Genomic DNA, 13956 nt, shown 5'->3' on the forward strand with positions numbered 1-13956 from the left:
GGGCATCCGGTCCCACAGAGTGGGTTGCCAACGCGACCCACTCTTTTTGATTTTTAGGAGTCTCTCGCCATGATGGTCTTGTATTCAGGAACGACCTGCCCCTTTTCCCACCGCTGCCGCTTCGTGTTGTTCGAAAAGGGCATGGACTTCGAGATTCGCGACGTCGATCTCTACAACAAGCCCGAAGACATCAGCGTGATGAACCCGTACGGCCAGGTGCCGATCCTGGTCGAGCGCGACCTGATCCTGTACGAGTCGAACATCATCAACGAGTACATCGACGAGCGCTTCCCGCATCCGCAGCTGATGCCCGGCGACCCGGTCGACCGCGCCCGCGTGCGCCTGTTCCTGCTCAACTTCGAGAAGGAACTGTTCGTGCATGTGTCGACGCTCGAAAACCGCACCGCCAAGGGCAACGACAAGGCGCTCGAAAAGGCCCGCTCGCACATCCGCGACCGCCTGACGCAGCTGGCACCCGTGTTCCTCAAGAACAAGTACATGCTGGGCGACAACTTCTCGATGCTCGACGTGGCCATCGCGCCGCTGCTGTGGCGCCTCGACTACTACGGCATCGACCTGAGCAAGAACGCTGCGCCGCTGCTGAAGTACGCCGAGCGCATCTTCTCGCGCCCGGCCTACATCGAAGCACTGACGCCGTCTGAAAAGGTCATGCGAAAGTAAGTAAGCTCCGTGCTTGCTTTCATCGTTTTTCGCCGTCTTTCATGATCAACGCGCTCGAGTCGTCTTCCACCCGCCCGTACCTTATCCGGGCGCTGTATGAATGGTGCACCGACAACGGGTTCACCCCCTATGTCGCCGTGCAGGTCGACGACACCGTCCAGGTTCCGCGCGAGTACGTGAAGAACGGCGAGATCGTGCTCAACATCAGCTTCGACGCGACCAGCTCGCTCAAGCTCGGCAACGATTTCATCGAGTTCAAGGCCCGTTTCGCGGGCAGTGCGCGCGAAATCAGCGTGCCGGTGGGGCGCGTGATCGCGATCTACGCGCGTGAAAACGGGCAAGGCATGGCGTTTCCCGCGCCGGTGCCCGCCGCTTCCGCGTCGGACAGCGGCAACGGCGAGGTGCCGTCATCGGCACCGTCTTCGCCGCAGGGCCCCGCGCGCATGCCGCTGCGCGATGCCTCGCGCGGCACTGAAGGCGACGCCAGCAAGATCGTCCACCTGGTGACGGGTGATGACGCCGACGAAACGGTAGATGCGGGCCCGGCCACGGACCCTGCCGACGAGCCGCCGCGCCCGCCGGCCGGTGGCGGATCCAGGCCGTCGTTGAAACGCATCAAGTGAGCTGGGCGGCCGGATCATGCCGGCCACGCCACTAGAATCACGCTCTGAAGAAATTCACCAGCCGCTTTAGCTCAATTGGTAGAGCACCCGCCTTGTAAGCGGAAGGTCGTCAGTTCGATTCCGACAAGCGGCACCATTCGAAAACCCCTGGCTCACCCGTGATCCAGGGGTTTTTTCATGCGCCGCGCGCCGAGCCTCCGTGCTCGCCCGCAAACGCATACGCAGGCCCCATGCGTTGCTGCTTGCAGTGCCGCAGCGCTTCCGCCGCCGAAGCCATCAGGCTGGCGAGCGTGTCGCCGTCGGCGGGATGGCAGGCGATGCCCATGCTCAGCTCGCCGCCCGCGAGCAGGCGGCCTTCGTATGTGACTGGCGTCGCGCCCGCGGTCTCGATGCGGATGGCCATTTCCGCGAGTTTCTGGCGTGTCGGGCTGCCGACCAGCAGCAAGGCAAATTCGTCATCGCCCAGGCGCGCCACCATGTCGTCGGCACGCACCTGCTGGCGCAGCCGCTGCGCAATGGCCGCGAGCACCGCGTCGCCGCCTGCGCGGCCATGCCGTTCGTTCACGCGGCTGAAACCGTTCAGGCCGACCAGCATCAGCGAGAACGGCCGGCCTTCGCGCAGCCATTCGTCGCCGCGGCTCTCGAAGCCGGCGCGGCTGGTGGCGCCCGTGAGCGCGTCGGTGCCCATGGCGCCCATCAGCGCATGCGTGTGCGCCTCTTGCGCCTTTGCGGAATTCAGCACGTGGCGCAGCCGGGCGCCGACGGCCAGGGCGAGCATCGCGAGTTCGGCGATCGCGGCGGCTTGCGCCATGTTCAGCCGGCCGGGCACCCAGGGCTGTTCGCTCCAGACCGGCAGACGCGTGACCGAGATGCCCGCCAGCAGCAGCAAGGCGCCGATGCAGAACAGTACTGCCGGCCAGCGCAGGCGGGGCAGTGCGATGAACGCCCCCGCCGTCAGGACCACCGTGGCCGCGACCAGCAGCCCCTGCACGGCGCGCAGCGTCCATGCCAGTTGTGTCTCGGCCGCGGCGTACAGCAAGGTCAACACCAGCGCGATACCGACGCCCTGCGCCACCCGGTCGAGCCGGGGCGCGAAATGCCGCAGCCGCAGCAACTGCCGCGCGAATTGAAGCCGGAAGATCGCCCAGAGCGCCAGCGCCGCCGCCGCCCAGTGCGCGAGCGGATCGTCCGGCGCCAGGCTGTTCATGCCGGCGAAGCCGAGCAGCGCGAAGGCGCAGGCCAGCACGTAGTAGCCGTGGATCAGCGCGCCGAACACCAGCAGCAGCACGAGGCCGCAGACCATGAGGCCGGCCAGCAGGCCGTAGCTCACACCGTCGATCATGATGGGCGACGGCCCTTGGCGGAAAGCAGGCGAGGGGGGGACATGGACGGCATCCGGACAGTTCGAGGCAAGAGGCCTTTGAAAGGCGGGTAACCGATCGTATCCGCCGGGCAATGCCGCGCCATGCATTCCGTCTCACAAAAGCGTCAGTCCCGGGCGTCGGCGGGCGACTTTCTTCCTGCTTTCTTCTTCTAGAACTCCGCGCCTTCGACCAGGAAGCGCAGCCGCCGCACGCCCTGCCATTCGTCCGCGTCCAGCCGGAATGCCAGCTTGACCCTGGGCGGCAACGGCTCGGTGTGGCTGAACCACATGGCGTCGATCGGCTGGCCCTGGTGCCGCAGCTTGAGCGACAGGTGCTTTTCGCCCACCAGCCGCTGCGACACCACCTCGACCTCCTCGCTGAAGGTTGGCGGCGCGAAGCCCTGGCCCCAGACCTCGCGGTGCAGCGTGTCGACGAGGTCAATGCGCATGTACTCGCGGGCGATGGGCCCGTCGGTCTCGATCTGCCGGGTGAGCGCGGCGTCGGCCAGCAGCTCGCGGGCGACCTGGGCGAAGCCTTTCTCGAAGGTCTCGAAGTGCTCGCGCGCCACCGTGCAGCCGGCCGCCATCGCATGGCCGCCGAAGCGCAGCAGCACGCCCGGATGGCGTTTGGCCACGAGGTCGAGCGCGTCGCGCAGGTGAAAGCCCGGGATCGAGCGGCCCGAGCCCTTCAGCTCCTGCTCCTTGCCCGGCGCGCCGCTCGCGGCGAAGACGAAGGTCGGACGGTGGAAACGGTCCTTGATGCGCGAGGCCACGATGCCCACCACGCCTTCGTGGAAGCCCGCATCGAACACGCTGATGGCCGGCGGCGGTGCCGCGATGCCCTCGCCATCGGTGCCGTTGGAAAACAGCGACTCCGCCAGCAGCAGCGCCTGGTCGCGCATGCCGCCCTCGATGTCGCGCCGTTCGCGGTTGATGCCGTCGAGCATGCGCGCGAGTTCCTCCGCGCGGCCGGCGTCGTCGGTCAGCAGGCATTCGATGCCCAGCGTCATGTCGGCCAGCCGGCCGGCCGCGTTGATGCGCGGGCCCAGCGCAAAGCCGAAGTCGAAGGTGGTGGCTGCCGATGCATGGCGGCTCGCCGCCTTGAACAGCGCGGCCACGCCGGCAGGCATCGCGCCGGCGCGGATGCGGCGCAGGCCCTGCGCCACGAGGCGGCGGTTGTTGGCGTCGAGCTTGACCACGTCGGCCACGGTGCCGAGCGCGACCAGCGGCAGCAGCGCATCGAGCTTGGGTTGCGTGGCCGTGTCGAACACGCCGCGCTTGCGCAACTCGGAGCGCAGCGCCAGCAGCACGTAGAACATCACGCCGACACCGGCGATGCTCTTGCTCTCGAATTCGCAACCTGGCTGGTTCGGGTTGACCAGCACGTCGGCCAGGGGAAGTTCGGGGCCGGGCAGGTGGTGGTCGGTCACCAGCACCTGCAGGCCGCGCGCCTTGGCGGCGGCCACGCCCTCGACGCTGGCGATGCCGTTGTCGACGGTGATCAGCATGTCGGCGCCGCTCGCGGCCACGCGTTCGGCGATGGGCGGCGTGAGGCCGTAGCCGTCGACCACGCGGTCGGGCACGAGGTAGCTCACGTTCTTGGCGCCCAGCAGGCGCAGGCCGCGCACGCCGACCGCGCAGGCGGTGGCGCCGTCGCAGTCGTAGTCGGCCACGATGCACAGGCGCTTGTCCTGCGCGATGGCGTCGGCCAGCAGCACGGCCGCGTCGTGGGTGCCACGCAGGGTGTCGGGCGACAGCAGGCGGGCGAGGCCGTCGTCGAGCTCGTCCTTGGCGCGCACGCCGCGGGCCGCGAACAGGCGGGCCAGCAGCGGATGCACGCCGGCCTGCTCCAGCGCCCAGACGGTGCGCGGCGGGATTTCCCGGTCGATGATTTTCATAGCGACTCCAGCACGTCGGCCGCGCGCTTGCGGTCGAACAGGCTCTTGGCCCAGCGGCTCAGGCCGCGTTGCTGCACGGTGTAGCGCTGGGCCGCACGGTCGCCGCACAGCGTGAGCGACACGTCGGCACCGCGGGTGTAGTCGGCCAGCAGCGAGGCGATGTCGTTTGCGTCCAGTGCCTGCCAGGCGGCGGCCCAGCCGGCGCCGTCGTCGCGCAGGGCGGCGACGCGCAGTGCCTCGCTCACCGTGGTTTCCGAAGCGGCGGGCGGCAGGGGCTGTGCTGTCAGCGCGCCGGTGCCGCTGAGCCAGAAGGAGTTGATGGGCGGCACGCCGCGCGCGGCGCGGTCGTCGTTCACGCGCTGGGTGTAGAGCAGCATCTGCATTTCGTTCTGCAGGCGGCGCAGCGGGCGGGCCGCATCGGCCAGCGGCGACCACTGCGAGATGGGCCAGCCCACGGCGCGGTCGATGGAGGCCGTGGCCAGCCCGTCGAAGATGCGCGCGCGCGCCAGCCAGCGGCCGGGCACGGGCGAGGGGTGCAGCGCGATGCCGTCTTCCTCGAAGAAGGGCCGGGCGGCTTCGAGCAGCGTGGCCGATTCGGCGGCGTCGATCTCGATGGCGGACGGATCGCCCAGCACCACGTCGTCGATGCCGACCAGCCAGTTGCACAGCGTGACCACGCCCCAGCCCTCGGTGTCGCCGGCGGCGGCGATGCCCAGGCGCCGCGCCTCAAGCGCGGCCCAGGGAATGCAGCCGTCGGCAGCGGGGATGCCCAGCGCCCGCGCGAGCGCGCGTTCGTGCGGCGGTGAGCGCGTGCTTTCATCCTGCGTGTCGGTGTCCGCGAGGGTCAGGCGCAGCAGCAGGGTTTCGAGATTGGGGAGCCGCAATGTGGGCAGCGCCGCGCGGCATGCCGGGGAACCGCGGCCGGCAAAGGGGATCAACAGGTGACGTGGGAGGGTTTCGGCCATCTCCCTATTGTCCGGGAAGCCCTGAGGTCATCCGGAATGCCACAATTCCGACCCTATGCGATTTCCCTATGAACTGCAGCTCGGCTGGCGCTACACGCGCGCAGGACGGGCGACGCGGCGCAACGGCTTCATCTCCTTCATCTCCGGTGTCTCGATGCTCGGCATCGCGCTGGGCGTGGCGGCGCTGATCATTGTGCTCAGTGTGATGAACGGCTTCCAGAAGGAAGTGCGCGACCGCATGCTCGGCGTGGTGTCGCACATCGAGATCTTCTCGCGCGACGGACAGGCGCTGCCGCAGCTCGAAGAGATCATGGCGGCGGCGCGCAAGCATCCCGAGGTGATCGGCGCGGCGCCCTTCATCAACACCCAGGCGCTCATCGCGCGCGGCGAGGACATGAAGGGCACCGTGGTGCGCGGCATCGATCCCAAGCTCGAGCCCGAAGTGACCGACACCAACAGCATTGCCGCCCACGGCACCTTCGACAAGCTGGTGCCGGGCGAATTCGGCATCGTGCTGGGCGCCGAGCTGGCGCGCTCGCTGTTCGTGCAGCCGGGCGACAAGGTCACGCTGGTGGCCCCGGGCGGTCAGGTCACGCCGGCCGGCGTGGTGCCGCGCCTGAAGCAGTTCACCGTGGTCGGCACCTTCGACTCGGGCCACTACGAATACGACTCCGCGCTCGCCATGGTCCACGAGCAGGACGCCGCCAAGGTGTTCCGCCTCGAAGGCCCGACCGGCATCCGCCTGAAGCTCAAGGACCTCAACGAGGCGCGCGACGTGGCCGACCAGCTGGCCGTGAGCCTGCCGGGCGAGTTCCTCATTCGCGACTGGACCCGCCAGAACAAGACCTGGTTCGCGGCCGTGCAGGTCGAGAAACGCATGATGTTCATCATCCTCACGCTGATCGTGGCGGTGGCGGCCTTCAACCTGGTCTCCACGCTCGTCATGACCGTGACCGACAAGCGCGCCGACATCGCCATCCTGCGCACGCTGGGCAGTTCGCCGCGCAGCATCATGGGCATCTTCGTGGTGCAGGGCGCGATGGTGGGCGTGATCGGCACCGTGGCCGGTTTGCTGCTGGGCCTGGGCATCGCCTTCAACATCGACGTGATCGTGCCCTTCCTGGAGCACCTGTTCCACGCGAGCTTCCTGCCGAAGGACATCTACCTGATCAGCAAGATGCCAAGCGATCCGCAGCAAAGCGACATCGTGCCGATCGCCATCATTTCCCTGGTGCTGTCCTTCGTGGCCACCCTGTATCCGAGCTGGCGCGCCAGCCGCGTGAACCCCGCCGAGGCCCTGCGCTATGAGTGAAGTCGTATTGAAGGCCCGCGGCCTCACCAAGCGTTTCCACGAAGGCAGGCTGGACCTGACCGTGCTGCATGGTGTCGATCTCGACGTGCACGCAGGCGAGACCCTGGCCATTGTCGGCGCCTCGGGCTCCGGCAAGAGCACGCTGCTGCACCTGATGGGCGGATTGGACGCGCCCACCTCGGGCAAGGTCGAACTGCTGGGCAAGGACATCGCCCATGTCGACGCGGCCGAGCAGGGCCGGTTGCGCAACCAGCACCTGGGCTTCGTCTACCAGTTCCATCACCTGCTGCCCGAATTCAGCGCGCTCGACAACGTGGCGATGCCGCTGAAGATCCGGCGCACGGAGCCCGCCACGGCCGCGCATGCGGCATCGAAGATTCTCGAAAGCGTGGGCCTGGGCCAGCGCTTGCACCACCGGCCGGCCGAGCTGTCGGGCGGCGAGCGCCAGCGCGTGGCGATTGCGCGCGCGCTGGTCACCCAGCCCGCCTGCGTGCTGGCCGACGAGCCCACCGGCAACCTCGACCGCAGCACTGCGGACACGGTGTTCGCGCTGATGCTTGACCTGGCGCATCGGCATGGAACGGCGTTCGTGATGGTCACGCATGACCAGGAGCTGGCGAAGCGGTGCGACCGGGTGCTGCAGTTGGTGGCTGGGCGCTTGGCCGGCTGAGCTGCTATCGGTCGGAGCCACCGGCTTCGCGGCGCTGCATGACGGCTCGAAGCTGCGTCAGGTGGCGGCTGGTCCGCCAGCGTGACCAAATAGCCAGCAGCGCCAGCAACGTGCCACCCGTCGCAATGGAGAGCGTCCATTGAAGGTTGCTGCTTCGTGCCTGCGCCAGGATCTGGACAGTGGACGCATAGGCGCACTGCGCCTGGCCATCAGCCGTCATCTCGAAGAGCCTGGAGCCATCGTGGAGAACGGAAACCGAGGTGCCTCTTGCCACTCGGACGATCTGCTGTTCGCATGCATGGATGGAGAACCGCTCGGAGCGGCCGTCGGACTCGATGACCGCATAGTTCGTGGATCGCGCCCGTCCTTTTCCCGGCTCGACACCGACAAACAGCCCTGAGGCGACTGAAAGCTCCTCTCTCTTTGCTTCCTGGATGATTGTCTGTGAGCTGAGCGCGGCAAAAAACACCGCAATCCAGAGTCCGCCCAAGAGCGCTCCCGTCATCCCCCACAAGCTTCTGTTCATTGTCGGATTTTGCCGTCGGACCGGTTTCACCCGACGGTCAGACCGACGCGTCCTCGTGCACATACCGCGTGCCCAACGGCAGCATGCAGACGAACTGGTTGCCCAACGTCAGCACGAGGCCGAGCTGCCCGCCAACGTGAGTGACCTGGCAGACAGCATTCGGTGCGGCCGTCGTCCCTGCTGCGGCTGAACGCACGACAGCGCGGGTCGCGGGTTGGCACAGCATGGCGAGCAGTACGTTCGCGTCGCGGTTGAGCAGAGACTGGCGATAGAGCTGAAGCGCCGCCTCCGTTTCGGGGTCGTCTTGCGTGCGCCCTGACGACGGCGCTTCACGGCCGCGCAAGCGCATCAGAGCGCGATGCAACTGCTGCCGGCAACCGGCTTCAGTCTTTCCGCTGACTTTGGCGATCTCGCTGTAGCTCAGTTCGAAGACTTCGCGCAGCAGCACTGCGGCGGCGTCGGTCCGACTGAGGCGCTCTGCCAGTAGGCGCAATGCGTGATCGGCTTCCTGGGCCTGTGCCGCCTCAGTCTCCGCTGATGGCGCTTGGGGGGAAAGCCCTTCGGCATCCTTCAGCCACCACTGCATCCACCTATCCCGCCGCAGCCGGTCGACGGCCAGGTTCTGCATCACCGTGGTCAGCCACGCCTGCGCCGAATCGGGCGCGGGCTTGTCGGCCGCCTCCAGCGCACGCAGATAGGTGTCCTGCACCACGTCCTCGGCATCCGCCGTGCCGCCCAGCATGCGCGCTGCCGCGCGAACCAGCCGGCTTCGCAGTGCCGGGAATTGCGAGAGATAGCGTTCATCGAGCATCGGCGCAGCTTGCCATAGCCCGCAATGTCACGAAACTGTGGGCTTGTTCGTCAAGACAGTCCAACCACAGGAGCTTTCTTCATGCCCAACATGCCCATGTTCTCGATGGAATCCGACGAAGACGACACCAAGCCCGCGGCCACGGCCGAGCCGCGCAACTCCTACCTGGAGGAAAAGGCGTTCAAGTCGCGCACGCTGTTGATCTTCGGCACCATCAGCGATTCCGTGGCCGCCGACGTCACGCGCCGGCTCATCGCGCTGGACGCCGACAGCGCCGACAAGCCCATCGACATCCTCGTGAGCTCGCCGGGCGGGCACCTGGAGTCGGGCGATGCCATTCACGACATCGTGCGTTTCATCAGCGCGCCGGTGAACATGATCGGCACCGGCTGGGTCGGCAGCGCCGCCACGCACCTGTTCCTGGCGGCGCCGCGCGAGCGCCGGGTGTGCCTGCCCAACACGCGCTTTTTGATCCACCAGCCCAGCGGCGGCGCGGGCGGGCAGGCGACCGACATCGCCATCCAGGCGCAGGAAATCATCAAGGCCCGCCAGCGCATCGCGCACGAGATCGCGCGCGAGACCGGCAAGCCTATCGACGTGGTGCTGGCCGACATCGAGCGCGACCGCTGGCTGTCGGCCCAGGAGGCCGTCGAATATGGATTGGTCTCGCGCATCATCCAGCGCAAGACCGAACTGCTGCAGGGCTGATCAGGCCTTGGGCTTGTAGGCGACCACGTCGATCTCGACGCGCGCATCGATCATCAGCCGCGCCTCGGTGGTCGAGCGCGCCGGCTTGTTCTCGCCGAAGTAGCTCATGTAGATGCGGTTGAAGGCACCAAAGTCGCGCGCGTCCTGCAGCCACACGGTGCTCTTGCACACGTCGTCCAGCGTGGCGCCGGCCAGCGCCAGCACGGTCTTGATGTTTTCCATCACCTGGCGCGTCTGTGCCTCGATGCCGCCCACCACCAGCTCGCCGTTCTTGTCGACTGGCACCTGACCCGACACATAGACGAAGTCGCCGGCGCGCACGGCCGGGGAGAACGGACGCACCTGGCGGTCGGAGGCGAGGGGCGGGGCGCCGAGGTATTCGAGAGGCATGGGGACTCCTGGAGGTTGAAGAAAGCTGTCTGTGGGAAAGGGAAGCCGCGAGTATCCATCCAATCTGAAAATCTATTTCAGAAAAACCCTCGTGCAAGGGTTAACACGGATGATTTGGCATGGATAGTGCTTCAAAGTCCGGGCCGAAAAGAAAATTTCTTTCACAAACTCGCACGCCTCATGAAGGAGTTCCCCATGCCCCACGTCGGTCCGGTCCAGCGCCTTTCCTTGCCCAAGCTGTCCAAGCGCAGCCTGCTGGGCGCTTCACTGCTCGCGATGCTGTGCGCCGCGCTGCCCCAGCAGCAAGCCCATGCCCAGGGCCCGCGCAATTTCGCCACGCTGGCGATGGTGGCCGAGCCGCAGACGCTCGACCCGATGGCCTCCACCGCCGACCTGGTGGGAACCATCATGCAGCACGTGTACGAGACGCTCTACACCTTCGACGCCAAGTGGAACGTGGTGCCGATGCTGGCCGAGGGCATGCCCAAGATCTCGGCCGACGGCAAGACCTACGCCATCGCCCTGCGCAAGGGCGTGATGCTGCACAACGGCCGCGAACTCAACGCCGACGACGTGGTCGCCAGCCTGCAGCGCTGGATGGACCAGTCGCCGCGCGGCAAGGCGGTGGGCAAGGAAATCGACAGCCTCAAGGCCAAGGGCCCGCTGGCGGTCGAGATCGTGCTGAAGGAGCCCTATGCGCCGCTGCTGTCGCAGCTCGCGCTGCCCAGCGGCATGGCGGCCATCATGGCCAAGGACTCCATCGCCTCGCCGCTGAAGGACTTCGTCGGCACCGGCCCCTACAAGTTCAAGGAGCGCCGCCCCGACCAGTTCGTGCTGCTCACGCGCTTCGACAAATACTCGGCCCGCAAGGAAGCCGCGAGCGGCTACGGCGGCAAGCGCGAAGCGGCCATCGAAGAACTGCGCTTCGTGCCCGTGCCCAACGCCAGCACCCGCGTCGAGGGCGCACTGGCCGGCCAGTACGACTTTGCCGACCTGCTGCCGGTCGAAGCGCTGCCGCGCCTGGAAAAGTCGGGCGGCAAGACCGTGCCGATCATGACGCCCTCGTTCGGCTTTCCGTACCTCGTGCTGAACACCAAGGAAGGCGTGGCCGCCAGCCAGCCGGTGCGCCAGGCGATCCAGACCGCGCTGGGCGAAGGCGAGATGCTCGCGGCCGGCTTCGGCGACACCCGCTTCTTCGTGGCCGAGGCCAACCACTTCCCCAAGGGCTCGCCCTTCTATTCGACCGCCGGCGCCGACCAGTACAACCAGCGCAACGCCGCAAAGGCCAAGGAAGCCGCCGCCAAGGCCGGCTACAAGGGCGAGCCGATCCGCGTGCTCACCAGCCGCCAGTACGACTTCCACTACAACATGGCGCTCCTGATGGCCGAGCAGCTCAAGCGCGCCGGCTTCAAGGTCGACCTCAACGTGGTCGACTGGGCCACGCTGGTGCAGCGCCGCAACGACCCCAAGCTGTGGGACGTCTACGTGACCCACTCGGGCCAGTTCCCCGAGCCCATGCTCTCGCCGCCGCAGCTGGGCGACGGCGCGCCCGGCTGGTGGGAAACGCCTGCCAAGAAGTCGGCGCTGCAGGCGTTCAATGTCGAGAGCGACCCTGCCAAGCGCGGTGCGCTGTGGGGCAAGGTGCAGCAGGTGGTGTACGACGAGGTGCCTTACATCAACGTCGGCAAGTTCAACGGCCTCTCGGCCAAGAGCCCGGCGCTGGACAACTACACGCCAGCGACCTGGCCGTTCTTCTGGAACGCGAAGATCAAGTAAGAAGGCACGGAACACCGCCATGCCATCGCGTCGCCAACTTCTGCAAGCCAGCGCACTGGCCTCCGGCCTCGGAGCCCTCGGCCTCACCGCCTCTACCGTTCAGGCGGCCACCTCCGGCCCCGTCTACGCCTACGTCGGCACCTACAGCGACGGCGGCAAGCCGTGGCGCGGCGGGCGCGGCCAGGGCGTGCATCAGTTCGTGCTCGACAGCGCGACCGGTGCACTCAAGCCCATTCCCGGCGCGCCAGTGGCCGCGGCCAGCACGGGGGAGGGCGCCAAGCTGCGCAACCCCGCGTCGCTCGCGCGCCATCCGACGCTGCCCATGCTGTATGCGGCCAACGAGTTCGAGGCCGGCTCGGTCTCCGCCTTTCGCATCGGCGCCAACGGCGCGCTGTCGTTCGTGGCCGAAGTGCCCTGCGGCGGCAAGGACCCGGCCTACATCAGCGTGCACCCCGACGGCCGCTTTCTGTTCACGGCCAACTATGCGAGCGGCGACGTCAGCGTGATCGCGCTGCGTGCCGACGGCACGCCCGACGCCGAGCGCGCAGCCGTCGTCTACAAGGACGCCGAAGCCTGCGGCGCCACCGCGTGCAAGCCCGGCGCCGACGTGGTGCCGGCCGCCGCGCGTTCGCACGAGGGCTTTGCCACCAGCGACCACGACGGCCCGCATGCCCACATGGTGCATGCCGACCCGAAGGGCAACTTCGTGCTGGTGGCCGACCTGGGGCTCGACCGCGTCATCTCGTACCGCTTCGACCGGGGCACCGGCGTGCTGAGCCAGCCCAGCACGGTGGCCGTGTCCGAGAGCTCGGGCGCGCGCCACTTCATCTTCCATCCGAACGGCAAGTGGTTCTACCTGGTGAACGAGGAAGCCTCGACCATCGCCTTCATGCGCTACGACGACGCGAGCGGCATGCTCACGCCGGTGAGCGAGACCTCGGCGCTGCCCAAGGGCTTCAAGGGCACCAGCTACGCGTCGGGCATTCGCATGCTGCCGGACGGCCAGCACTTCGTGTCGCTCAACCGCCTGCACGACTCGATCTCGATCTTCAAGGTCGACGCCCGCACCGGCGCCCCCACGCTGGTGCGCGAGGAATGGTCGCGCGGCAACTATCCGCGCAGCTGCACGCTCGACCCGAGCGGCCGCTTCCTCTATGTGTGCCATAACAAGCAGGGCGACAACGTGACGGTTTTCCGCGTGAAGGGTGGCGACATCCAGTTCACGGGCCAGTACGTCGCGGTCGGCTCCGCCGCGGCCATCGAGTTCTCCGCGTGATGAAGAAATCGCTGTTCCGCTACATCGCCTCCCGCGCGGCGGGCATGCTGGTCGTGCTGGCCATCGTGGCGGTGCTCGTGTTCGTGCTCACGCGCGCGGCCTCGGGCGACCCGGTCTCGGTGCTGCTGGGCGATCAGGCCACCGCGGCCGACATCGCCCGCGTGCAGAAGGAATACGGGCTCGACAAGCCGCTGCCCGTGCAGTTCGGCTACTGGCTGCGCGAGGTGCTCCAGGGCAACCTCGGCACGTCGATCTTCCTGCAGCGCCCGGTGACACAGGCGCTGTGGGAGCGCTCCGAGCCCACCACGCTGCTCGCGCTGATGGCCGTGGCCATTGCGGCGTTGATCGGCGTGCCCTGCGGCATCGTCTCGGCCGTGTTCCGCGGTCGCGTGGTCGACCAGTTGTTCACCGGCATCGCGATGCTGGGCGCGAGCATCCCGAGCTTCTGGCTGGGTATCGTGCTCATACAGATCTTCGCGGTGTCCTTCGGCTGGTTCCCGGTGTCCGGCTACGGCGCGCCCGACGCGCCATTTGCCGAGCGGCTGCATTCGCTGGTGCTGCCGGCCACGGTGCTGGGCCTTCTGAACTCGGCGCTCATCATCCGCTTCACGCGCGCCTCGATGCTCGACGTGCTGGGCGAAGACTATGTGCGCACCGCGCGCTCCAAGGGCCTGAGCGAAAGCGTGGTCGTGCTCAAGCATGCGCTGCGCAACGCGCTGGTGCCCATCGTCACGGTGATCGGCCTCACGGTCGCGCTGATGATCGGCGGCGCCGTCATCACCGAAACCGTGTTCGGCCTGCCCGGCGTGGGCAACCTCGTGGTCAGCGCCGTGCTGCGGCGCGACTACCCGGTGATTCAAGGCGCGCTGCTGGTGATTGCCGCGATCTACGTGCTGATCAATTTCTCGATCGACCTGCTGTATGCCGTGGTCGATCCGCGCGTGAAGGTCTGAAGAA

Annotated in this window: 14 protein-coding genes and 1 tRNA gene; 9 read left to right on the forward strand and 6 right to left on the reverse strand. The window is 67.4% G+C overall.

Going from position 1 to position 13956, the window contains the following annotated elements:
- Positions 1-69 precede the first annotated feature (69 nt).
- The 3 genes from L3V85_RS09045 to L3V85_RS09055 all read left to right on the forward strand — a co-directional run bounded on the left by L3V85_RS09045 (position 70) and on the right by L3V85_RS09055 (position 1440).
- On the forward strand, positions 70-681 hold the full coding sequence (locus L3V85_RS09045) for a glutathione S-transferase N-terminal domain-containing protein (protein ID WP_081266420.1): 612 nt from the start codon (positions 70-72) through the stop codon (positions 679-681).
- A 41-nt stretch (positions 682-722) separates the two neighbouring features.
- Entirely contained in the window at positions 723-1304 is a 582-nt protein-coding gene (locus tag L3V85_RS09050; RefSeq protein WP_237678980.1) for a ClpXP protease specificity-enhancing factor, read from the forward strand.
- Positions 1305-1364: 60 nt separating this feature from the next.
- Positions 1365-1440, forward strand: a tRNA-Thr gene (locus L3V85_RS09055).
- 39 nt (positions 1441-1479) lie between these two features.
- Here the strand turns inward: L3V85_RS09055 and L3V85_RS09060 are convergent.
- The 3 genes from L3V85_RS09060 to L3V85_RS09070 all read right to left on the reverse strand — a co-directional run bounded on the left by L3V85_RS09060 (position 1480) and on the right by L3V85_RS09070 (position 5530).
- Positions 1480-2646 carry a GGDEF domain-containing protein gene (locus L3V85_RS09060; RefSeq protein ID WP_237678981.1) on the reverse strand — a complete coding sequence of 389 codons (1167 nt, stop codon included), beginning with the start codon at positions 2644-2646 and terminating at the stop codon, positions 1480-1482.
- 191 nt (positions 2647-2837) lie between these two features.
- The gene (recJ, locus tag L3V85_RS09065) at positions 2838-4565 is read right to left on the reverse strand and encodes a single-stranded-DNA-specific exonuclease RecJ (protein ID WP_237678982.1); all 1728 of its coding nucleotides are present in this window, start codon (positions 4563-4565) and stop codon (positions 2838-2840) included.
- The gene (locus L3V85_RS09070; RefSeq protein WP_237678983.1) at positions 4562-5530 is read right to left on the reverse strand and encodes a hypothetical protein; all 969 of its coding nucleotides are present in this window, start codon (positions 5528-5530) and stop codon (positions 4562-4564) included. The genes recJ and L3V85_RS09070 overlap by 4 nt, the downstream gene beginning before the upstream one ends.
- Positions 5531-5585: 55 nt before the next feature.
- Here L3V85_RS09070 and L3V85_RS09075 point away from each other — a divergent pair, with 55 nt between their 5' ends.
- Positions 5586-6842, forward strand: a complete 1257-nt coding sequence (locus tag L3V85_RS09075) for a lipoprotein-releasing ABC transporter permease subunit (protein ID WP_237678984.1) — start codon at positions 5586-5588, stop codon at positions 6840-6842.
- On the forward strand, positions 6835-7512 hold the full coding sequence (gene lolD / locus L3V85_RS09080; protein ID WP_237678985.1) for a lipoprotein-releasing ABC transporter ATP-binding protein LolD: 678 nt from the start codon (positions 6835-6837) through the stop codon (positions 7510-7512). The genes L3V85_RS09075 and lolD overlap by 8 nt, the downstream gene beginning before the upstream one ends.
- Before the next feature lie 4 nt (positions 7513-7516).
- Here the strand turns inward: lolD and L3V85_RS09085 are convergent, their stop codons facing one another.
- The gene (locus L3V85_RS09085; protein WP_237678986.1) at positions 7517-8038 is read right to left on the reverse strand and encodes a hypothetical protein; all 522 of its coding nucleotides are present in this window, start codon (positions 8036-8038) and stop codon (positions 7517-7519) included.
- A 37-nt stretch (positions 8039-8075) separates the two neighbouring features.
- Positions 8076-8849: a sigma-70 family RNA polymerase sigma factor gene (locus tag L3V85_RS09090; protein WP_237678987.1), complete on the reverse strand. Its 774-nt coding sequence runs from the start codon at positions 8847-8849 to the stop codon at positions 8076-8078.
- A gap of 105 nt (positions 8850-8954) precedes the next feature.
- Between L3V85_RS09090 and L3V85_RS09095 the strand changes: the two genes are divergently transcribed.
- Entirely contained in the window at positions 8955-9557 is a 603-nt protein-coding gene (locus L3V85_RS09095; RefSeq protein ID WP_237680531.1) for an ATP-dependent Clp protease proteolytic subunit, read from the forward strand.
- Here the strand turns inward: L3V85_RS09095 and L3V85_RS09100 are convergent, their stop codons facing one another.
- Positions 9558-9947, reverse strand: a complete 390-nt coding sequence (locus L3V85_RS09100) for a RidA family protein (protein WP_081266413.1) — start codon at positions 9945-9947, stop codon at positions 9558-9560.
- 195 nt (positions 9948-10142) lie between these two features.
- Here L3V85_RS09100 and L3V85_RS09105 point away from each other — a divergent pair, with 195 nt between their 5' ends.
- The 3 genes from L3V85_RS09105 to L3V85_RS09115 are packed head-to-tail and all read left to right on the forward strand — an operon-like array spanning position 10143 to position 13952.
- Positions 10143-11723, forward strand: a complete 1581-nt coding sequence (locus L3V85_RS09105) for an ABC transporter substrate-binding protein (protein WP_237678988.1) — start codon at positions 10143-10145, stop codon at positions 11721-11723.
- Positions 11724-11742: 19 nt separating this feature from the next.
- On the forward strand, positions 11743-12999 hold the full coding sequence (locus tag L3V85_RS09110) for a lactonase family protein (RefSeq protein ID WP_237678989.1): 1257 nt from the start codon (positions 11743-11745) through the stop codon (positions 12997-12999).
- Positions 13000-13010: 11 nt separating this feature from the next.
- A complete protein-coding gene (locus L3V85_RS09115; RefSeq protein ID WP_272934810.1) occupies positions 13011-13952 on the forward strand; it encodes an ABC transporter permease in 942 nt (313 codons plus the stop codon).
- Positions 13953-13956 lie beyond the last annotated feature (4 nt).

This window comes from Variovorax paradoxus (assembly GCF_022009635.1).
In the GTDB taxonomy this organism is placed as follows: domain Bacteria; phylum Pseudomonadota; class Gammaproteobacteria; order Burkholderiales; family Burkholderiaceae_C; genus Variovorax.